General features: G+C 49.1%; 16 protein-coding genes. 9 read left to right on the forward strand and 7 right to left on the reverse strand.

Features of this window, described 5'->3' with window-relative positions; genetic code table 11:
- Positions 1-79: 79 nt before the first annotated feature.
- The 4 genes from HGH92_RS09040 to HGH92_RS09055 are packed head-to-tail and all read right to left on the reverse strand — an operon-like array spanning position 80 to position 2,318.
- Positions 80-406: a DUF4157 domain-containing protein gene (locus tag HGH92_RS09040; RefSeq protein ID WP_168870402.1), complete on the reverse strand. Its 327-nt coding sequence runs from the start codon at positions 404-406 to the stop codon at positions 80-82.
- Positions 394-1,338: a DUF5777 family beta-barrel protein gene (locus tag HGH92_RS09045; RefSeq protein ID WP_168870403.1), complete on the reverse strand. Its 945-nt coding sequence runs from the start codon at positions 1,336-1,338 to the stop codon at positions 394-396. Before HGH92_RS09045 ends, HGH92_RS09040 begins: the two co-directional genes overlap by 13 nt.
- A 33-nt stretch (positions 1,339-1,371) precedes the next feature.
- A complete protein-coding gene (locus HGH92_RS09050) occupies positions 1,372-1,923 on the reverse strand; it encodes a YceI family protein (RefSeq protein WP_168870404.1) in 552 nt (183 codons plus the stop codon).
- Positions 1,924-1,940: 17 nt separating this feature from the next.
- Entirely contained in the window at positions 1,941-2,318 is a 378-nt protein-coding gene (locus HGH92_RS09055; RefSeq protein WP_168870405.1) for a hypothetical protein, read from the reverse strand.
- Between the two features lie 102 nt (positions 2,319-2,420).
- On the opposite strand from HGH92_RS09055, the gene HGH92_RS09060 reads away from it, so the two are divergent.
- Together HGH92_RS09060 and HGH92_RS09065 are read left to right on the forward strand one after the other, a co-directional pair.
- Positions 2,421-3,698: a UDP-N-acetylmuramoyl-tripeptide--D-alanyl-D-alanine ligase gene (locus HGH92_RS09060; protein WP_168870406.1), complete on the forward strand. Its 1,278-nt coding sequence runs from the start codon at positions 2,421-2,423 to the stop codon at positions 3,696-3,698.
- Positions 3,699-3,833: 135 nt separating this feature from the next.
- On the forward strand, positions 3,834-7,124 hold the full coding sequence (locus tag HGH92_RS09065; protein WP_247654853.1) for a carboxypeptidase regulatory-like domain-containing protein: 3,291 nt from the start codon (positions 3,834-3,836) through the stop codon (positions 7,122-7,124).
- Positions 7,125-7,827: 703 nt separating this feature from the next.
- On the opposite strand, the gene mce is transcribed toward HGH92_RS09065, so the two are convergent.
- Positions 7,828-8,229 (reverse strand): methylmalonyl-CoA epimerase, encoded by a 402-nt coding sequence (gene mce, locus HGH92_RS09070; RefSeq protein ID WP_168870408.1) that lies wholly within the window; start codon positions 8,227-8,229, stop codon positions 7,828-7,830.
- A gap of 112 nt (positions 8,230-8,341) precedes the next feature.
- On the opposite strand from mce, the gene HGH92_RS09075 reads away from it, so the two are divergent.
- From HGH92_RS09075 to HGH92_RS09105, 7 genes are all read left to right on the forward strand, one after another.
- Positions 8,342-9,559: an IscS subfamily cysteine desulfurase gene (locus tag HGH92_RS09075; RefSeq protein WP_168870409.1), complete on the forward strand. Its 1,218-nt coding sequence runs from the start codon at positions 8,342-8,344 to the stop codon at positions 9,557-9,559.
- Positions 9,560-9,628: 69 nt separating this feature from the next.
- Positions 9,629-10,369, forward strand: a complete 741-nt coding sequence (gene gldF, locus HGH92_RS09080) for a gliding motility-associated ABC transporter permease subunit GldF (RefSeq protein WP_168870410.1) — start codon at positions 9,629-9,631, stop codon at positions 10,367-10,369.
- A gap of 10 nt (positions 10,370-10,379) precedes the next feature.
- On the forward strand, positions 10,380-12,083 hold the full coding sequence (gene gldG, locus HGH92_RS09085; RefSeq protein WP_168870411.1) for a gliding motility-associated ABC transporter substrate-binding protein GldG: 1,704 nt from the start codon (positions 10,380-10,382) through the stop codon (positions 12,081-12,083).
- 189 nt (positions 12,084-12,272) lie between these two features.
- Complete coding sequence (locus HGH92_RS09090) at positions 12,273-13,208, forward strand: TerC/Alx family metal homeostasis membrane protein (RefSeq protein ID WP_168870412.1); 936 nt, start codon at positions 12,273-12,275, stop codon at positions 13,206-13,208.
- A 61-nt stretch (positions 13,209-13,269) separates the two neighbouring features.
- Positions 13,270-15,780, forward strand: coding sequence for a bifunctional UDP-N-acetylmuramoyl-tripeptide:D-alanyl-D-alanine ligase/alanine racemase (locus tag HGH92_RS09095; RefSeq protein WP_168870413.1), 2,511 nt, complete (start codon positions 13,270-13,272; stop codon positions 15,778-15,780).
- A gap of 61 nt (positions 15,781-15,841) precedes the next feature.
- Positions 15,842-16,483 carry a lipoprotein signal peptidase gene (locus HGH92_RS09100; protein WP_168870414.1) on the forward strand — a complete coding sequence of 214 codons (642 nt, stop codon included), beginning with the start codon at positions 15,842-15,844 and terminating at the stop codon, positions 16,481-16,483.
- Between the two features lie 422 nt (positions 16,484-16,905).
- The gene (locus tag HGH92_RS09105; RefSeq protein WP_168870415.1) at positions 16,906-19,767 is read left to right on the forward strand and encodes a TonB-dependent receptor; all 2,862 of its coding nucleotides are present in this window, start codon (positions 16,906-16,908) and stop codon (positions 19,765-19,767) included.
- Positions 19,768-19,936: 169 nt separating this feature from the next.
- Here HGH92_RS09105 and HGH92_RS09110 read toward each other — a convergent pair whose 3' ends face one another.
- Both HGH92_RS09110 and fumC read right to left on the reverse strand, forming a co-directional pair.
- On the reverse strand, positions 19,937-20,932 hold the full coding sequence (locus HGH92_RS09110; protein ID WP_168870416.1) for a 2-hydroxyacid dehydrogenase: 996 nt from the start codon (positions 20,930-20,932) through the stop codon (positions 19,937-19,939).
- An 88-nt stretch (positions 20,933-21,020) separates the two neighbouring features.
- Positions 21,021-22,421 carry a class II fumarate hydratase gene (fumC, locus tag HGH92_RS09115; RefSeq protein ID WP_168870417.1) on the reverse strand — a complete coding sequence of 467 codons (1,401 nt, stop codon included), beginning with the start codon at positions 22,419-22,421 and terminating at the stop codon, positions 21,021-21,023.
- Between the last annotated feature and the right edge of the window lie 37 nt (positions 22,422-22,458).

A 22,458-nucleotide genomic window follows, 5' to 3' on the forward strand; every position in this document is an offset into this window, starting at 1 on the left:
ACAACCTTTGACGTAAAAATAAGAAAAATAAAGCCAGTGGGTATAAAAATTATATTTTCCGCAACACTTTAACGATTTTTTAAATAATTTCTATTCCTTCCAGAATGCCCGGGTCAGCTTCCGCCTTTCTGGCGGCCACTTCCAGCGGATTATGATAATATCCCCACCGGGCTGACTGATACAAATACCGTGTCAGGAAACCTATCATGCCATACTGCCGGTACTGTAACACATGGCAGGCCTCGTGCCGGACCCAGGCTATATCTGACAGAAATTCCAGCCGGGACGCCCCATACAGATGTATAGTGCGCCCCAGTACCATGGCCACTGCCTTCACCCGCATCACTTTCGCTGCGATGCGGGCCAGTCCGGAATCAACTTGTATGCTACATTTTATTTTTTCCAATCCTTTTTCCCGAATAACGTAAATCTACGGGAAATATTGAAACCCCAGCGGAACTGCCCCTGTAACCACGAAGTGGTGGTTTCAGGAATAAATTGCGTTTCCTGGATAGCTGTGGAATTCGTAAAGTTAATATGGAACACATGCCCGCCTGTTTCTATTTCCAGTCCTACGCCCAGCGGGTTATAGAAAGTGATGCCCTGCGATTTGTAATAGTCGCGGCTGGCCTGTGAGCGGAACGGATAAAAATATTCCGCCACAATGCCGATCCGTTTGGATACCTTCAACCGGCCTCCCACGCCCAGGGCAAACATATTGTTCATGTCCATATAACCCACCCGGTTGCGGTGAACATAAGTAGGGGACAATGAAAACGCCAGCCTGTCGCCGAATTTGCGGGACACAATGCTCTGCGCCACATAACTCATGCGGTCGGAGGCATCGCCAAACCAGGCGGCTTTATGCGGATCTTCTTCTGATGTCATGGCAGACATGACCGCCGTGCCCAGCAACGCCACGGACACCGGCACATGGCCGTCCTGTGTTTGCTCTACCAGTTTGTATTTCACCAGCAGGTCTATTAGCTGGCGCTGTTCGCCGGAACCTTTGGAGCGGCCAAGGCCCGCCATCAGCCGGTCAGTGATGCCATACTCCAGCCCTATACGAATGTCAGTGGAGTTATCGATGCCATAGAATGTTTTGGAACCGCCAAATTCACCGCCCAGGTCGCCGAAGCGGTGGTCTACACGGAAATCCAGCTCATGTTTGCGCAACATGTCCGTTGAATGCCCCATAATAATGCGGGTGCCTTTATACGTGTACAACACTTTCGGATGTGCGGGACCGGTAGAATCGAAAAGGTGGCTCAGGTCCTGCTGGGCCTGGCCATATACGCTGATGCTGGTGCACAGCAACAGAAATGCAATAATTTTCATGGGTATGTTTAATAATAATAATGATGACAAGGATTACCGGTTTACCACGGCGGTATACACTGCGTTGACGGTTACCGCCACTACCTCTGCTACGTTTTTCACCACCATGGAAGGCACATCAATGCGATGGTCTGCCACGCGGATGTTGAAAGTGGAGCCGGCCGTGATGTTGCCGTCTTTTACAGTGATGGTGCCTTTCTCACGATAGGCTTTGTCTACCCCATGCAGGTTCAGCATACCTTCCACGGTCACCTCATAGGTGCCGTTGCGGCTGAGGTCTGTGTTTTCCACCACTTTCCCCTTGAATTCGGCAAAGGGGAATTTGTCGCTCTCCAGATAATTTTGGTTGAAATGGTCCTGCATCAGCTTTTTCCGGAACTGGAAAGAAGCGATCGGTACTTTAAAATAAATGGCGCCGGTCTTTACATTGATGGCGGACACGCCTTTGTCGGTTTTAGCCTCTATATCTTCCAGTGGCGCCGATGAGAAGAAAGAGAACCGGGTATTCTTGCAGGAGAAAACATCCTGCGCTGATACCGCACTGGTGATGATCACCAAAGAAAAAAGAAGGAAGAGGTTTTTCATGAGCAAAAGATTTGGATTTACTGATCTGGCATACCTCGTTCTATCCAGCAGGCGATGGAATCTTTCATCCCTTTAGACAATGCCGGGAAACGTGATGGCGGCATATCCGCCTGAGCGCTGGTGACACGTTGGATAAAAACTGCCCGGGACGCTGTGATGTAGGCTTTCAGGTTGTCCGGGGTGGAAAAATCCGCACGGCCCCGTGGGATATTGCCGGTATGGCATCCGCGGGAGGTGCAATTGGCCTGGATGGCCTGCTGCGCATAAGTAGTGAAAATGCGGGCCACTTTACAGTCGAGGCCCTCGTTCGGGATCACCGGTGCCGGCGCCTGTTCATTTTTACAGGCTGCCAGCAGGAGAACTCCCGCTAACAAAAGATGGGTTTTCTTTTTCATAATTGTTTATTGACCTGTATCTGATACGAAAGATGCAGTGAATGGGTTGCCAGGGTTACACTATTTGGATTTAGTTGTTATTTTGCAGAAAATCTTCCACTCGTGACCATAGAACAAATCTATCATATCTATCTGCAGCATGGCAGCATTCAGACAGACACCCGCAAGTTGCAACCGAATGATATTTTCTTTGCCCTGAAAGGAGATAATTTCAACGGCAATGAATTTGCTGCCAAAGCACTGGAAATGGGCGCAGCCTTCGCCGTGGTGGACGAGGCCGCGTATTATACGCAGCCAGACAAAATGGCGCTGGTAGACAACGTACTGGAAGCCTTGCAGGCACTCGCTTTATGGCACCGGAAACAGTTAAACATTCCTTTCCTCGCCATTACGGGCACTAACGGTAAAACCACTACGAAAGAGCTGGTCAACGCCGCCCTGTCTGCCGGTTTCAAAACTTTCGCCACTATCGGCAACCTCAACAACCATATCGGCGTGCCGCTGACCATCCTGGCCATTAAGCCGGACGTGGAAATAGCCGTTATTGAAATGGGCGCCAGCCATCAGAAAGAGATCGCCAGCTACTGCACCATCGCATTGCCTACCCATGGCATTATCACCAATATCGGCAAAGCCCACCTTGAAGGGTTCGGCAGCGAAGAAGGTGTCCGCATCGCCAAAGGGGAACTGTATGATTACCTGCGCGCCAACGGCGGCACCGTATTCGTTTGCAACGACTATCCCTATCTCATGGACATGAGCAAGGGCATCTCCCATATTATTACTTACGGCAGCAAAGAAGCCGACTACACCGGCACGCCCGCAGCAGACAAAGCTCTGCTGGGTGTTGAAGTAGCCAACGATAACATCGGATTCATACAAACCAAACTTACCGGCGCGTATAACTTCCCTAATGTGATGGCCGCAGTAGCGGTAGCCAGCCACTTTAAAGTGCCGGCAGAAAAAATCGGTCCCGCCATCGCCGCCTATACGCCGTCCAACAACCGTTCACAGGTCATGCAGCGAGGCTCCAACACTATTATCATGGACGCCTATAATGCCAACCCCTCCAGCATGAAAGCTGCCATCGATAACTTCGTGGGCATCGAGGCCCCTAAAAAAGTACTGATGCTGGGCGCCATGATGGAACTGGGTACAGACAGTATCAAAGAACACGAAGCCCTGGTAGAACAATTACAACGTCATCACTGGGAAGCAGTAGTGCTGGTGGGCGGTGATTTTAAAAAGGTCAACCATCCTTACATTTATCTTGATAACTCAGCAGAAGCGGCCCAATGGCTTCAGCAGCAACAGTTCCAGGACACACATATACTGATCAAAGGCTCCCGCAGCACCGGTATGGAAAAAGTGATCGCGTAATTTATTTGCAGATTTTTTGGGCGAAATATTAATGATTTCATAATTGTATTATTTTTAATGCTATTATTTCTCATTTGATATTTGCCCAAAATCTGAATCGTAATGCACAAGAACAATTGGTGTAAAACCCTATGTATGCTGGTTTGCATACTACTAATCCCTGCTTTGATTTTTGCCCAGGAAACCACCGCAGACATTGCCGGCATCATCGGCAGTGGCGACGGGCCCGTGCCAGGCGCCAGTATCGTAGCCCTGCATCAGCCAACCGGTACCCGTTATGTGACCGTATCCCGTAAAGACGGACGCTTTAACCTGCCTAACCTCCGTGTGGGCGGCCCTTACGTGCTCACCGTGTCTTACATCGGTTTCAAAGATGAAAAAAGGGAAAATATATTCCTCCAGCTGGGACAGGAATACAAAGCAGACATCAAGCTGCAACAGAGTACCAGCACCCTGAATGAAATTGTGGTGAAAACCGCCGCACAAAACAAAGTAATCAACAAAGCCCGCACCGGCAGCCAGGAAGTGATCACCCGTGCGCAGATGGACCGCCTGCCCACTATCACCCGCTCCATGCAGGACTTTACCAAACTTACCCCTTCCGCCAATGGTCTTAATATCGGCGGCAGAAGCAATCAGCTCAACAACATCACGGTTGATGGCGCCAACTTTAACAACTCTTTCGGCCTGCAGCCTACCCTCGGCTCCCAGACCGCCTCTCAGCCAATCAGCCTCGAAGCGCTGGAACAGATACAGGTAAACGTTTCCCCTTATGACGTGAAACAAGGCGGCTTTTCCGGCGCCGGCATCAACAGCGTTACCAAAAGCGGTACCAACCAGTTCAAAGGCTCTGTGTACACTTATATCCAGTCACCCGGACTGCAGGGCCTGAAAGTAGGCAATGCCACCGTTACCAAACCTGTCTTCGATTACAACCTGCGCGGATTCTCCGCCGGCGGCGCTATCGTACAGAACAAACTGTTCTTCTTCGTGAGCGCTGAACAGGAAAGAATCACTGCACCTGCCACCAGCCTGATTGCTAACAGTAAAGCCGGCGCACCTGCCACAGGCAACGTTTCCAGGGCGGTAGCCGATACTTTGAACGCACTACGCCAGTTCCTGATCGACAACTACCAGTATAACCCCGGTGACTACCAGGACTACACTTACCGCACTTCCAGCGATAAAATCACCGTTAAAGTTGACTGGAACGTAAACGAAAACAATACGTTTACTTTCAAATACAACTACCTGAAATCTTACAAAGACATTCCCGCCAGCAACAGCGGCGCACCGGGAGCAGGCCGCCAGCCCAGCAGCACCGGTCTGCCTTTCAGCGGCAGCGGATATACGATCAATAACAACTTCAATATCTTCATCGCCGAGCTGAACACCCGCATCGGCAACCGCGCCTCCAACAAATTACAGGTAGGTTTCTCCGCCATGCGCGATTTCAGGACTCCGCTGTCTGCCAAAGAATTCCCGCTGGTGGATATCCTCGACGGACAAGGCAACAGCTATACCGCTTTCGGTTATGAGCCGTTTACCTACAACAATAAACTGAACACAAACGTGTTCCAGATATCCGATATCTATAACCTCTATCGTGGTAAACATGAAATCACCATCGGTACCCAGAACTATTACAAAACGTTCCTGAACGGTTTTGCTCCCAACTATATGGGCAACTACCGTTTCAATTCGATGACTGATTTTTACGCCAGCGCAAAGACCGGCGCGCTTACCGCCTCCCGTTACGCGCTGTCTTATACCACTACCAAAGACGGTTCTTTCCCGTATGCTAAAATCAACCAGCTGGAACTGGGCGCCTTCATCCAGGACAAATGGAGCATCACCAATCACTTTACGCTGACCTATGGTTTGCGTATAGACGTTCCCGTTATCGGAAGCACTTTCGACAGAAACGATTCGCTGACAACGCTGACGTTCCGCGATGGCATTCATCTGGACGTAGGCCGTGCGCCTAAAACCAAACCGATGTTCTCTCCGCGCATCGGCTTCAACTGGGACGCAACCCATGATGGCAAAACACAGGTACGTGGCGGCATTGGCCTGTTCTCCGGTCCTCCGCCGGCAGTATGGCTGAGCAACCAGGCAGGCAACAACGGTGTGCAATTCGGATCTTTTGTTGCGCAGACAGATCCCAACAATCCCGCTTCCACTATTCCGTATGCCTTCAATGCAGACCCGGGCAAGTACCGTGTAGTCACCACTGAGCCATCCAAACAATATAACATTGCGGTAATTGATCCCAACTTCAAGTATCCGCAGGTATTGAAAGCAACCCTGGCAGTAGACCGTCAGCTGCCCTGGGGCATTGTGGCCACACTGGAAGGCAACTATTCCAAAGACATCAATGCCGTATACTTCCAGAACGTGAACCTGCCTGCTACCGGTCTCCAGCTGGACAGCACGCCGGACCACCGTTTACGTTACAGCAGCACTAAAATCTACGGTGCAGGCACCAGCCTCGGCAATCCCAATATCAGCGATGCCATCCTGATGCGTAATACCAGCAAAGGCTATTCTTACTTCGTTACTTTACAGGTGCAGAAAAACCTGCCTAACCTGTACCTGAGCGCAGCATATACCTACAGCAAGTCACGCTCCATCAATGATGGCGGTACTATTGCGCAGGGCAACTGGCGCGACCGTCCTGTAAGCGGCGATCCCAATGAAGCGTCTCTGGGTTATTCCAACTACTATCTGCCGCACCGCATTATTGCCGCAGCCACTTACCGTTTCAACTGGGCGAAGAACTTCGCCACGTCTGTCGGTATGGTGTTTGAAGCCGCGCCTAACGGGGCTATCTCCTATACTTACAATGGCGACCTCAATAATGACGGCTCCGGCGGTAACAATGACCTGATCTTTATTCCGGCTACCAAAAATGATATCAAACTGGTACCGGTAGGTTATGGTGATAAAAATTTCGATGCCAGCAACCCTGCAGACAAACGCAGTGAAACGGTTATCTGGAACCAGCTGGACAATTTCATTAAACAGGATGATTACCTGAGCCACCACCGCGGCCAATATGCAGAGCGCAATGCCGTAGTGCTGCCATTCTTCAAACGCATGGACCTGAACATCACACAGGATATCTTCGTGTTCAGCGGCAAACAGAAAAACAAACATACGCTGCGCCTGACTTTTGATATCATCAATTTCGGCAACCTGCTCAACAGAAGATGGGGTACCTATCAGATTGCCAATGTGCCTAACTTCCTGAAATATGAAGGACAACTCCGCGATGCTACCGGTAAGCCTACCGCCGCACCGGCATTCTCTTTCCCTTACCAGGACAAGGACAACCAGATCCCCGTTACCAATTCCTGGAGAGACAATACCAACGCGCTTTCCCGCTGGCAGGGACAAGTGGGTATCCGGTATATCTTCAACTAAAAAAAATTTCTTACATCATAAAAAAGCCCCTGCTGTGTGACCAGCAGGGGCTTTTTTTATGATGTAAGTTATCTGACTTGATTTCAATAGACGCTCCGTTACAATAATCTGAAAACAAATGCGTTTAATACCTTAAACGCCTATATGCAGTACTTATAGGCAGAAAACAACAACGACAGTAAACTGTAATGCAGCTGTGATTAAACCTGATTAGCGAACTAATTCATCAACTGCTTCCATTGCCATTTTAGATATTCAATAAACTATCCGCCCTTTTTTGAAGTTTTGTTTCTTTTAAAATACTAAAAGAGACGAAAGGAGAAAGTGTGGAGTTAGCTAAAAAAAAAGACCTGCAAGCTAAAAAACCCGCAGGTGTTCATAACCTATGCCAACTTTAGAGTAATCGTGAAAACTTACAGCATATATTAACTATAAGTTTTATAATATCTTGTGTTAATAAAAGGTCTGTCTTTTTTATTTTTTGTTTTTGATTGTCTTTTATTGAGATAACATATCAGAAAATATATTTGTTCAAAAAAGTCAAAAATTTTTGGGCATTTATTATTTCTGATTTTGGTTTTTAGGGTCCCTTTCAGGGTCGCTCGTAATTATCTACGTATCACATTGTCTGTTTGGATTGCTAAAATGGAAAAAAAATTAAAATAAATTTAATTATTAAATTTCCATATGTATAATGAATTCGTTATTTGATCTCTTGACAAATTTCGATCAAAACCCCGTTCGTATTTTTAGGATGTAGGAAGCAAATCAGCTTGTTATCAGCGCCTTTCTTGGGGGTTTCCTGCAGCAAAACGAAGCCTTCCTGCTGCAACCTGGCCATTTCCGCATAAATATCCGCCACCTCAAAAGCAATATGATGCATTCCTTCTCCTTTTTTAGCCAAAAATTTAGCAATGGCACTGTCCGGCCCTGTAGCTTCCAATAATTCTATCTTGGTTTCACCCTGTTGAAAAAAAGCGGTCTGTACCTGTTCGCTCTCTACTTCCTCTTTTTTATAGCAGGGTGTGTTCAATAGTTTCTCAAATAACGGAACAGACACGTCCAGGGATGTGACCGCAATCCCGATATGCTCAACTTTTAACATGGGAAATTCTTTTACCGGTATGATTAATTACTGTCTTTCTTAACCCGGTAAAAATAGAACTTATGTCGTAGATTTGGATTGTTTGGGAGATAATATAAAAAATAAAGAGAATATGTTAGATCTGCCCGTTTACCTGGACAACAACGCCACCACGCCTTGCGATCCGCGGGTGCTGGAAGCCATGTTGCCTTATTTCACCGTGATGTTTGGTAATGCGGCAAGTCGCAGCCACGCCTTTGGCTGGTCAGCGGAAGCAGCCGTGGACCAGGCCCGGGAACAGGTAGCCCGATTGATAGGGGCGCAACCACAGGAGATCGTCTTTACCTCCGGCGCCACTGAGGCGGTCAACCTCGCCATCAAAGGCGTTTTTGAGACCTATACCGCCAAAGGCAATCATATCATTACTTGTCAAACAGAACACAAAGCTGTATTGGATACCTGCAAGCACCTGGAGAAAAAAGGCGCGGCAGTGACTTATCTGCCGGTCAACAGTGAAGGCCTTCCTGACCCGGAAGCGCTGGAAGCCGCTATCACCCCGCAGACCATCCTCATTGCCTTCATGTACGCCAATAATGAAACCGGCGTCATTCATCCGGTGCAGACCATTGGCGCCATTGCCAAAAAGCACGGCGTCATTTATCTCTGCGATGCGTCCCAGGCTGTTGGTAAAATACCGGTCAATGTGCTCAACGATCATATTGACCTGCTCACGCTCAGTGCCCATAAAATGTACGGGCCCAAAGGCGTAGGTGCGCTGTATGTGCGGCGCCGCGATCCGCGGGTAAAACTCACCGCCCAGATGGACGGCGGCGGCCATGAAAGAGGCATGCGCTCCGGCACCCTCAACGTGCCCGGCATCGTAGGACTGGGTAAAGCCTGTGAGCTGGCCCAACAGGAAATGTCGTCTGATGCAAAAAGATTGTCGCTCATGCGAAACCGCCTCCAGGATGCGTTATTACAAATAGAACAGGCGCATGTGAATGGTTCTGTAGAACACCGGCTGCCGCATGTCATGAATATTTCCTTTAAATATATAGAAGGCACCACCTTACTGATGGGATTCAACAAAACAATTGCACTCTCTTCCGGCTCCGCCTGTACAGCGGCCTCCATGGAACCCAGCTATGTGCTGAAAGCCCTCGGTATTGGCGACGATCTCGCCCATGCCTCCCTGCGCTTCGCTCTGGGCCGGTTCACCACCGACGAGCAAATCGATTATGCTATCCGTACCGTTACCAGCACCGTTCAACAGCTGCGGGCCGAAAGCCCCCTCTGGGAGATGTACCTGGAAGGACATCTGCAGGACAGCGCTTCCTGGGCACATCCATGATTTTCTTCCCGGCAACCATAATCTTATATATTTGTATTTTTATGTATCCTAATCCTTACACAACTGTCCATGCTTGCCATCTTTAAGAAAGAGATAAACCAGTTTTTCAGCAGCGTCACGGGTTATGTGGCCATTGTGCTGTTTTTACTGGCAAACGGCCTGTTCCTCTTCGTATTCCCGGACACCAGCCTGCTGGACACCGGCTATGCCAATCTGGACCCGCTGTTCGACCTTGCTCCGTTGATCTACCTGCTGCTTATACCTGCTATCACCATGCGCTGTTTTGCCGACGAGTTCAAAACCGGCACCATGGAGCTGTTGAGCACCAAACCCCTCAGCTGGTGGCAGATTGTGATGGGTAAATTCTGGGGCAGCCTGCTGATCGTAGGCATCTCCCTGGTACCAACCGTGGTATATTACATCGCCGTGCGGCAGTTGAGCGTAAACCCGCAACAGCTCGATAACGGCGGCATGCTGGGCGCCTACACCGGCCTGTTCCTGCTGGGCGCCGTTTTCACTGCTATCGGCCTGTGGGCATCTTCCCTTACGGCCAATGCCATGATCGCCTTTCTGATTGCCGTTTTCACCAGCTATATTTTTTACAATGGCTTCGATGCGCTCAGCAAAATCCCCGCTTTCAGCGGTGGCGCAGATTATTACCTGCAAATGGCCGGTATCCGCTTCCACTATACGTCTATCAGCCGGGGCGTCATCGACAGCCGCGATATCGTCTACTTTATCAGCGTCATCGGCCTGATGTTATATCTCACCAAATTATCCCTACAAAGAAAACTCTGGCAGAACGGTTAATATAAACAGTATGGCTAAACGAAAAAAATACATACAGCGGGCACTGGTCATTATCCTGGTACTTATAGGGGTGAATATAGCCGCGGCCTACTTCCACGGCCGATGGGACCTGACTGCTGAAAAAAGATATACGCTCACCAGCGGGACCAAACAGCTGCTCCGGCAGCTCAACAGCCCGGTAGATATTGAAGTGTTCCTGAAAGGGGATTATCCTGCCTCCTTTAAACAGCTGGCACAGTCCACACAGGAGCTGCTGGACGAATTCCGTGAATACGGCAAACAAAATATCCGTGTCACTTTCATCAATCCGGGGCAGGGCCTTTCCGACTCATCCCGCATGAAGTTTTTCGGTGAGCTTACCGCACAGGGCATCATGCCGTTTAATATGAAAGTACAGGAAGATGCCAACGAGAGCTATTCCGAAAAGCTCATCTTTCCCGGCGCACTGGTGCATTACAAAGGGAAAACGATCGGCGTGAACCTGTTGAAAAACCAGGGCGGACAAGATCCCCTGCAGACCATGAACAGCTCGGAAGCCTTGCTGGAATACCAGTTTGCCAATGCCATCAGCAAATTGCAGGAAGAAAAAAAGCCGCTGGTAGGCTATATGCTGGGCCATGGAGAATCGCTGGGCGCAGAAGTATATGACGCGCTCACCACGCTGCAATCCGGTTACGGACTGGACACGCTGACGCTGCAATCTGTTCCTGCTATCCCGCAGGATTTCAATATCATCCTGTTTGCCAAGCCTGCAGCGGCTTTCAGCGATCAGGACAAATTAAAGATCGATCAGTATGTCATGAACGGTGGAAAAGTGTTGTGGTTCCTGGATGAAACCAACGCCGCTATGGACAGCCTGCACCAGCGTTCCGAATTCCTTGCATTCGACAGAGGGCTGAACCTGGAAGACCTGTTATTCCGTTATGGCGTGCGTATCAATCAGGACCTGGTGCAGGACCTGCAGTCAGACATCGTGCCGCTGGTAGTGGGCAATGTGGGCAACAGGCCGCAGATACAACCGGTGCCATTTCCTTATTTCCCGATGCTGACGCCCACCGGCGCACATCCTATTGTAAAAAATATGGATATGGTACTGAGCCGCTTTGTCAGCTCTATGGACACCGTTAAAGCAGAAGGAGTAAAGAAAACCATCCTGCTGACCACCTCCCGCAGCAGCCGCCGTGTACGTATACCGGCACAGGTTAGCTGGGACATTGTAAAAACAAAACCCAATATCCGGGAATACCGCGAGCAGCACATCCCTGCGGCCGTATTGCTGGAAGGGCGTTTCACCTCATTGTTCCGCAACCGCCTGGACCAGGCCACTATGGCTGCTTTTCAGCAGGCAAGCGGACATCCCTTCCGGGAAACAGCTGATACTGCTAATAAAATGATCGTTGTCAGCGATGGCGACCTTATAGCCAATGCAGTGTCCCGCAAAGACGGCCCGTTGCAAATGGGCATTAATGAGTTTAATCCCGGCTTCGCCTTCGCCAATAAAGAGTTTTTTCTTAACTGTCTCGAATATCTGAGCGGTAAGAGCGGTATCATGGAAAGCCGGAACAAAGAACTCGCGCTCCGATTGCTGGACACAGAAAAAATAAAAAAGGAAAAAACAAAATGGCAGGCTATCTGCTTCCTGGTGCCAATAGGACTGGTATTGCTTTTCGCGATGGTATTCCAGTTTGTGCGCCAGCGTAAGTTTGCCGAATAAAGGCAGATAAATCAGCCTGTAATACCAAAGATATCGCAGTAAAAAATATTATTTTTTTAACCCATACAAATAAATGATGACCGGCGTCATCCGGTTTTAACTTTATTATATGCACTTTGCCAATGGTCTGTCTGACGCCTTTGCGTGGATAAATACATATCTTTGCCCTTCACAAAAAGCGAGCGTCTCATGACACCCATCCAGTGGACATATCTCATTTTCGGCATGGTGATAGTCCTGGCTTTAGTTTTTGACCTGGGTTTATTTAGTAAAAAAAACACCAAAACAACGCTAAAAACGGCTCTGTGGCAGAGCATTTTCTGGGTAGGGCTTGCAGTATTGTTCTTTGGATTTATGTGGTTTGAAGATGGCGCAGATACGGCCATCAGTTTCATGAGTGCTTATCTCATGGAGAAATCACTCTCTATGGACAATATTTTTGTATTTATTCTCATTTTTGGTTTCTTTAAAATAAAGGAAGAGCACTACTCGCGTGTATTATTGATAGGTATCCTGATGGCGTTGGTTTTTCGGGCTATTTTCATCAGTGTGGGAGTGGTGTTGATCGCGCGGTTTCACTGGATATTGTACCTTTTTGGCGCATTTCTGTTGTATACCGGATATAAGATGTTTACAGCGAAACCGGATGATGAATTTAAACCGGGAGAAAATGTGGCCTACCGGTTTATGAACAAATACCTGCGGGTAACGCATGAAGAGGCAGATGGAAAATTTGTGGTCCGCAGAAATAATAAGGTGTATCTGACTACGTTATCTGTAGTAGTCGTGATGCTTGCCGTAACCGATATTATTTTCGCCCTGGATTCCATTCCGGCGGTATTTGCCATATCACAACAACCGGTCGTGGTGTACACCTCCAACATATTTGCGGTACTGGGATTACGGTCCCTGTTCTTTTTGTTGAGAGGGGCGGTGGATAAATTTGATTATCTGCCCCAGGGTATTGCCATCGTACTGATATACATAGGACTGAAAATGCTGGCAGATTACTTTATCCATATACCGATATATGTATCGCTGTTAGTGATTGTTCTTTGTCTGGGAGGGTCAATCTGGTATTCCCTCCGTCATCAGAAAAATGAGTCACCGGAAAGAAAAGCCTAGTAATAAAATGACTGCTTCAAGAGTCACAGCAGTTGTTAATGATTATTCAAATCTGATAAAAGTGTATAACGCAGCAAGCATTAACAAGACGCTCAAAGGGGAATTGTTGCAAGAGACCGGATTTTCTGAAATTGAACATCTCTTACTGGACAGCCGGAAGCTGAGTTTTCCGGAAACATCTCTGTTCATACCCCTGGTTAGCCCCCGGCGCAACGCTCATCAGTATATTGAAGAGCTGTACCGCAAAGGGGTCAGCAACTTCATTGTGAGTGAGCCCGTGCCTTTGGAAAAATATCCTAAAGCCAACTTTATCCTGGTAAAAGATACCTTACAGGCGCTGCATACGCTGGTAGCATTCCACCGGCAGCAGTTCCATATTCCGGTTATTGGTATCACCGGCAGCAACGGTAAAACCATCGTGAAAGAATGGTTGTACCAATTGCTGGAAAAGGATTATAACATTGTGCGCAGCCCGAAGAGCTACAACTCCCAGATAGGGGTGCCGCTCTCCGTATGGCAGATGAAACCTGAACATCAGCTGGCTATTTTTGAAGCCGGTATTTCACAGCCCGGTGAGATGGTGAACCTGGAGAAGATTATCCGTCCTACTGTTGGCATCTTCACCAATATCGGCGAAGCGCATAGTGAAGGGTTCCTTAACATCCGGCAAAAGATCAACGAAAAGCTGGTCCTCTTTGCTAAAAGCGATATTCTTATCTATTGTAAAGACTACCTCGCACTCAACGAATGTGTGTTGTCTTTCCACAACCAGGTAGGCAAAAGAGAAAACCAGGAAGGCGGCGGCGGACCGGAACTGTTCTCCTGGTCCCGTAAAACAGACGCCGACCTGCGCATCGTCACCATCGACAAACACGATAACCAGACCCGTATTGAGGCCCTGTACAAACAGGAAACACTGCATATCAGCATTCCCTTTGTAGATGAAGGTTCCATCGAAAACGCCATTCACTGCTGGGCCCTGATGCTGTACCTCGGCAAAGAGCAGGAAGTGATACAACAACGGATGGACCTGCTGAGCAATGTGGCCATGCGGCTGGAACTGAAACAGGGCATCAATAACAGCTCCGTGATCAATGACGCCTATAATCTCGATCTGGGCTCACTGACCATTGCGCTCGATTTCCTGCAACAGCAACAACAGCATGCCACCCGCACCGTGATCCTGAGCGATATCCTGCAAAGCGGCAAAAGCGATGCTATCCTGTATGAGGAAGTGGCTGACCTGTTACAGAAAAAAGGCATCAATAAACTCATCGCCATCGGCAAAAACATCGGCCGGGAAAAGAAAAGTTTCCAGCAGGTGGAAGGCTTAAAGACACAGTTTTTCAATACGACCGACGAATATGTGCAGCAGTTCAATGCCGATGATTTCGAGAACGAAACCATTCTGGTGAAAGGCTCCCGTGTTTTTCAGTTTGAGCGTATCGGCAAACTGCTGGAGCAGAAAGCACACCAGACCATCCTGGAGATCAACCTGACAGCTATCGCGCATAATGTGAAGCAGTACCAGTCTTTGCTGAAACCAGGCACCAAACTGATGGCCATGGTAAAAGCGTTTTCCTATGGCAGCGGCAGCTTTGAAATAGCCAACCTGCTGCAATTCCATGGGGTAGACTACCTCGCCGTGGCTTATGCCGATGAAGGCGTGGAACTGCGCCGTGCCGGCATTACCATGCCGATTATGGTGATGAACCCCGAACCAGCCAGTTTCGATGCTATCCTGCACTGGAACCTGGAACCGGAGATCTATTCCATGAGCATCCTGCTGCAGTTTATGGAAGAAGTGAGCGCTGCCGGCAAGACCGAATTCCCGATCCATATCAAGCTGGACACCGGTATGCACCGGCTCGGCTTTGTAAAGAAGGATATCCCCGAACTGGCGCAGGCCCTCACGGCCAACCAATTGCTCAAAGTGCAGTCTATTTTCAGTCACCTGGCAGCCAGCGAAGACCCGGAGAAAGACGCGCTGACACAACAGCAGGGCCGTTTATTCTATGAAATGAGCCATGAGCTGCAGAAAGCGCTGAGTTATGCGGTTATCCGACATATTTCCAATAGTTCCGGTATTACCCGTCATCCGGACCTGCACCTGGACATGGTAAGACTGGGCATTGGCATGTATGGCCTCGATTACAGCAATGGAATCCAGGACCAGCTGCGGAATGTCAGCACCCTGAAAACCACGGTGGCACAGCTGAAGAACCTGGAAGCCGGTGACACGGTGGGTTATGGCGCCCGTTGGACTGCCAAAGGACCGGCCGTGACCGCCACTGTGCGTATTGGTTATGCCGACGGTTACCCCCGCAGAATGGGCAACGGCACAGGTAAAATGCTGATCCGTGGCAAACTGGCGCCCGTTATCGGCGCAGTGGCCATGGACATGCTGATGCTGGACGTGACCCATATCCCTGATATCATGGAAGGCGACGAGGTGATCGTTTTCGGCCAGGACCTGTCAGTGCAGCAATTGGCCGATTGGGCAGACACCATTGCCTATGAAATATTAACAGGAATTTCACAGCGGGTGAAACGGGTATATTTTCAGGAATAATGATATTGCAGGTTTCGGACTTTGAAATAATCTGTTATTTTTGACAAAATTTTAATATAAGTTGAAATATCGTCACGTAGTACTCATTGTTATCCTTATCCTGGTCATTGATCAGACGCTGAAATTCTGGATCAAGACGCACATGTTCATGCAACAGGAGTTCATCATTTTCCCCAATTGGTTCCGTATCCATTTCATCGAAAATGAAGGGATGGCCTATGGTCTCAAGTTTGGTGGTGATTTCGGCAAGATCCTGCTGACCACCTTCCGGCTGGTAGCAGTAGTGGCTGGTTTCATCTACATCAAAAAGCTTATCCGGGAAAAATACAGCACCGGTTTGCTGATCTGTGGCTCCCTCATCCTGGCAGGCGCAGCTGGCAACCTGATAGATAGCATGTTCTACGGCCTTATTTTCAACGACAGCATCGGCTATGAAGTAGCGAAGTTTATGCCTGCCGGCGGCGGTTATGGCAGCTTCCTCCACGGCCGTGTGGTGGATATGCTGTACTTCCCCATCTATGAAGGCTACCTGCCCAGCTGGGTGCCTTTCAAAGGAGGCGACTACTTTGTGTTCTTCCGCCCGGTATTCAACATCGCCGATGCCGCCATTTCCATTGGCGTGATCACCATCCTGCTGTTCCAGAGAAGATTCCTGGCCCGGCATACCGCCCCGCAGCAGGAAAAAGCACCCGTGGAGATTTAGTTATTCAGACATTTAGTACTTAGATATTTTATTCAGGGATTTTTTGATTTTCGATTTTTTGATTTTGGGGTAGATAGTATTTACTCCAGTCAGAAAACCGAAAACCAGGAAATCCCTAAATTATTGCCGATATCCAGCAGAAGCCCTGCCACCTCCCTAACATCCCCCAAAATCCGGTTCAAAAAATCCCCAAATTATTTGTCTCGTTATCAACTATTTGCAATTTATTTTTTATTACGGCTTTGAAATGAACAATCCCCGTTCTATATTTGTCTACCAATTCTATAGACTATATGGTTTTTGAAACTGTACATACATTGTTGCTACACCGATGTTGAGGCTTAAACATCGGGCTTTCCGACGCTCCCTACCATTTTTATCACAATCCAGGATCTATATAATGTTATAACTTTTACCACATCATGCAAAAGTTCTTTCCGATACTGGCCAAAATCCTCATTTTGGCCCTGGTACTCAGTCCAACCCTATCAAAGGCACAACTCAACGGCTCTTATGTAATCGAGGGCAAAATCACGGATGATCACAGCGCCGGCCTGCCAGGCGCTTCTGTACAGATAAAAGGCACCTCGTTTGGCACTACCACCGATAGCCTGGGCCGTTTTCAGCTGACCACCAACACCCGTTTTCCGCTGAAACTGGTGATCCGCCTGATTGGCTATCAGCCGCAGGAATTTGAGGTTAAAAACAGTAACAGCAAAGTAGCCATACAGCTGTTTACCCAATCGCTGCTGGTCAACGAGGTCGTGGTATCCGCTTCCCGGCAGCAGGAGAAACTGTTGCGCTCCCCGGTAGCCATCGAAAAACTGGACATCCGTGCCCTGAAAGAAACGCCATCGTCCACCTTCTACGACGCACTGGGCAACCTCAAAGGCGTACAGATGACCACCGCCGGCCTTACCTTTAAAGTATTCAACACCCGCGGCTTTAACGTGCCCAATAACTTCCGCTTCATGCAGCTGGTTGATGGGGTAGACAACCAGGCTGCCACGCTTGGCGTACCGCTGGGTAACGCCATCGGGCCTACGGAGCTGGACATCCAGAGCGTGGAAGTCACGCCCGGCGCGTCTTCAGCGCTGTACGGCATGAACGCCATCAATGGCATGTCCAACCTCGTCACTAAAAATCCCTTCGATTACCAGGGCGTCAGCGTATATCAGAAAATCGCATTCAACCATTTCGACGGCAATGGCAGCAGTCCCAAGCCCCTCACGGAAACGGCCGTACGTTATGCACAGGCCTATTCCAAATGGTTCGCCTGGAAAATCAATGCCAGCTACATGCAGGGCACCGACTGGTACGCCGACAGTCACGATGACTTCACGCCGCAAAGCAAGATCAATCCCGATTTCCCGCAGCTCAGCGGCGAGAACAATATCGCCGCCGATAACTGGAACAAATACGCCGATCAGGGCAATATCTCCATTACCGACAAAGACGGCCGCGCCTACACCGTGCACCGTACCGGCTACTGGGAAAAAGACCTCGTGGGCGACTATACCGTACGCAACACCAAAATAGACGGCTCCCTCAATTTCCGGTTGCCGAATAAAATAGAGATCTCCCTCGCTTCCCGCTGGGGCCAGATGGACGGCTTCTTCCAGCGTGGTAACCGCATCGGGCTCAAAGGTGTTACCGTCTCCAACCACAAACTGGAAATCGTACACCCCGATTTCACCGTACGCTCCTACATCTCCATCGAGAATACCGGCGATTCCTACAACATGAACCCACTGGCCGACAACCTGGAGAAGTCTTTTAAATCCGACAAAGTATGGCAGAAAGACTATACCACCGGTCTTAATAACGCGCTGACACAAGGCCAGGACCTCGTTGCCGCACATAAAGCAGCCCGCGCTTTTGCAGATGCCGGCCGCTTTGAGCCCGGCACCGCCGCCTTTGAAGCACAAAGGGACAAAATCAAAACCATCAACGACTGGGATATATACCCTACCTCCAAAAATCCGCTCAACACCACCGGCGGCGCTGCCCTCAAACAAAGAAGCCGCTTCTATCATACAGAAGGAACCTGGAACCTGCGTAAATACGTCCATTTCGCCGATGTACTGGTGGGCGCCGATTACCGCACCTACGAGATTATCCCCGATGGCAACAACTTCGTGGATTTCAGCCTGCCACTAGACAAACGTAACCAGGAAGGCGGCAAACATATCTGGTACGGCAAAGTAGGCGGCTTCGCACAAATCAGCCGGTCTTTCTTCCATGACGCCCTGAAACTTACCGGCTCCCTGCGCTACGATAAAAACGAGCAGTTTGCCGGGAAAGTGAATCCCCGCATCGCAGCCGTGTATACTGTAAAAGATAAACACAACTTCCGCATATCATGGCAAAACGGCTTCCGTTTCCCCTCCCTGTTTGAAGCATACTCTTTTGTTAACAACGGCCAGGTACGGCGTGTAGGCGGTCTCGCTTTTATTGAAGAAGGACTGGGCTATTTCAAAAATTCCTACCTCACCACCTCCGTTGACGCTTTCAACGTAGCCGTAAACAAAACCATCAACGCGGAACATATCAGCAAAGACGCTGCTGCCGCTAAAAACGCAGGCGTTCTCAAAGTGGCCAATCTCGATCCTATCGTGCCGGAAGAAATCACCTCTTTCGAGGCAGGCTATAAAGCTGTGTTACTCGACAATAAATTATTCATCGATGTGGATGGCTATTACAGCTCCTACAAAAACTTTATCGGTCAGATTGAAGCAGTGGTACCGCAAACCGGTAACGTTAATTCACCCGACGCCGCAGTGTTGAACCAGATGCTCGATAAAACCCTGCAGAACCGCTACCGCGTGTGGACCAACAGTAAATCTACCGTTAGCAACTACGGCTTCGCAGTAGCTGTCACCTACGACATCTATAAAAATTATACCGTCAGCGGTAACGCCAATTTCAACAAACTCGCACAGGACAAAACCAAAGACGACGCACTCGTACCGGGTTTCAATACCCCCGAATGGTTTACCAACATCAGCATCGGTAACAGAAACCTCTTTAAAAATATAGGCTTCAACGTAGTATGGCACTGGCAGGACACCTTCTACTGGCAGAACCTCTTCGGCAATGCAGACGTGCCAGCCTACAGCACCGTAGACGCCCAGGTTACCTATCGTGTGCCCAAAATCAAAACCTCTTTTAAAGTGGGCGCCTCCAACCTGCTGAACACACCATATTTCCAATACGTTGGCGGACCTACCATCCGTGGTTTGTATTATCTTACTATTACGTGGGACAACGTGTTTAAAAAATAATTGTCCCAGGGCTGAAGCCCTGGGCTACGTTTTGTTTTCAAATCCATTCACTGATTAATTACTAATTGAAGGGCCATCAACCTCATAGCTTTATGCTAGCTGGTTGATGGCCCTTTCCTTTGGCATTTCACTTCTGAAGAAAATCTGAAACAAAACGTAGCCCAGGGCTTCAGCCCTGGGACAACGCGTTTTTCAGCGGTTCGTTTTTTTCAAAGGCATTGATATTGTCCAGTGTTGTTCCTGCAATTTGTGTCAGGGCTTCTTTGGTAAAAAATCCCTGATGGGCCGTTACCAGTACGTTGGGAAAGGTGGTGAGGCGGGAGAGGACATCATCCTGGATAATAGTGCCGGAGAGATTCTGAAAGAACAGTTGTTCTTCCTGTTCGTACACGTCGATGCCAAGAGCGCCAATATGCCCGTTTTTCAGCGCTTCTACCACCGACGGGGTGTCTATCAGGCCACCGCGACTGGTATTGATCAATACTACACCAGGTTTCATCTGGCTGATCGTATGTGCGTTGATAAGATGTTTAGTGTCTGGTGTGAGCGGACAATGCAGGGAGATAATATCTGATTCGGCCATGATCGTTTCCGGCGACACATAGGTTACACCCGCCTGCATCAGGGCATCATTGTTGTACACATCATGTGCCAGTACTTTACAACCGAAGCCCAGCATGATGCGGCAGAATACCGCGCCGATATTGCCGGTGCCGATTACGCCGACAGTTTTGCCATATACATCAAACCCTTCCAGCCCGCTTAGAGTAAAGTTGTTATCACGGACACGGTTATACGATTTATAGATTTTACGGTTCAGCGCCAGCAATAATGTTACGGCATGTTCCGCCACTGCATGCGGAGAATAGGCAGGCACGCGTACAACGCTGATACCTGCTTCACCGGCTGCCTTGAGGTCTACGTTGTTAAATCCGGCGCAGCGCAGCGCAATCAGGCGAACACCTTTTTCTTTCAGTTGACGGACAACGGCGGCATTTACCTTATCGTTCACAAATACACAGACGGCTGTTTCGTCTTTGATCAATGCAGTATTGTCTTCATTAAGCGGGTATTCCAGGAAGCGGAAGTGATGCGCGTTGTTTTCGTTGGCCTGATTAAAGTAGGTGATATCGTAGGGCTGGGTGCTGAAAAAAAGTATTTTCATGTGCGTGCGGTTAAGACAGGGTCAAAAAAATACGGATTTGCGGGGCTTTTGACACCACACAAATCCGTAATATGATCAATCGGTATGTTTACTTGATTTCACCGACCATGTTGCCGGGTACTACCCACTCGTCGAATTGTTCGGGAGTAACGTAGCCCAGTTTCACAGCCATTTCTTTCAGTGTGGTACCTTCTTTATGCGCTTTCTGTGCGATTTCTGCCGCTTTGTAGTAGCCAATTTTGGTATTGAGGGCAGTCACCAGCATCAGGGAGTTTTCCACGTGTTTGCGGATGTTGGCTTCGATAGGTTCGATGCCTTCAGCGCATTTATCGTTGAAGCTCACGCAGCCTTCACCGATGAGGCGGGCAGAGTGCAGGAAGTTATAGATCATCACCGGTTTGAACACGTTGAGTTCAAAGTGGCCGTTGGCGCCGCCAACGGAGATCGCCACATCGTTGCCCATTACCTGTGCAGCGATCATGGTGAGGGCTTCGCACTGGGTCGGGTTTACTTTGCCCGGCATGATAGAAGACCCTGGCTCGTTGTCCGGGATGTGTATTTCACCGATGCCTGCGCGGGGGCCGGAACTCAGCATACGCACATCGTTAGCGATTTTCATCAGGCTTACCGCTACTGTTTTGAGGGCGCCGTGTGCTTCCACGATAGCGTCGTGTGCAGCCAGTGCTTCAAATTTGTTGGGAGCGGTGATGAAAGGCAGTCCGGTCAGTTTGGCGATATGCGCCGCTACGTTTTCGGAATAACCTTTCGGAGTGTTGATACCTGTACCTACGGCAGTACCGCCGAGGGCCAGTTCACTCAGGTGAGGCAGCGCGTTGTTGATGGCTCTCAGACCGTGGTCCAGCTGGGCCACATAACCGCTGATTTCCTGTCCGAGGGTGAGCGGCGTAGCGTCCATGAAGTGGGTGCGGCCGATTTTCACCACATGTTTGAAGGCTTCTGCTTTTTTAGCCAGTGTGTCGCGGAGTTTTTTGATACCGGGGATAGTTGTTTCCACCAGCATTTTATACGCCGCGATGTGCATCGCAGTAGGGAAGGTATCGTTAGAGGACTGGGATTTATTCACATCGTCATTCGGGTGAACGAACTTTTCTTTGTCTGTGAGCTGGCCACCGTGAATAACGTGAGCGCGGTAAGCCACCACTTCATTCACGTTCATGTTGGACTGGGTACCAGAACCTGTTTGCCATACTACCAGCGGAAACTCATTGTCCAGTTTGCCCTCCAGTATTTCATCGCACACCTGACCGATCAGATCACTTTTTTCTTTTGGCAGCACGCCTGCGTCCAGGTTGGTGAGCGCCGCCGCTTTCTTCAGGTAAGCAAATGCCCTGATAATTTCTTTGGGCATTCTGTTGATATCCTGGGCGATCTTGAAATTTTCAATGGAGCGCTGTGTTTGAGCACCGTAATAGGCGTTTACAGGCACCTGTACTTCACCCATCGTGTCTTTCTCTATTCTAAATTCCATGGCTTAAGCTTTTATGAATTAATGCAGCAAAAGTAAA

The sequence above is a fragment of the Chitinophaga varians genome (genome assembly GCF_012641275.1).
Lineage (GTDB): Bacteria > Bacteroidota > Bacteroidia > Chitinophagales > Chitinophagaceae > Chitinophaga > Chitinophaga varians_A.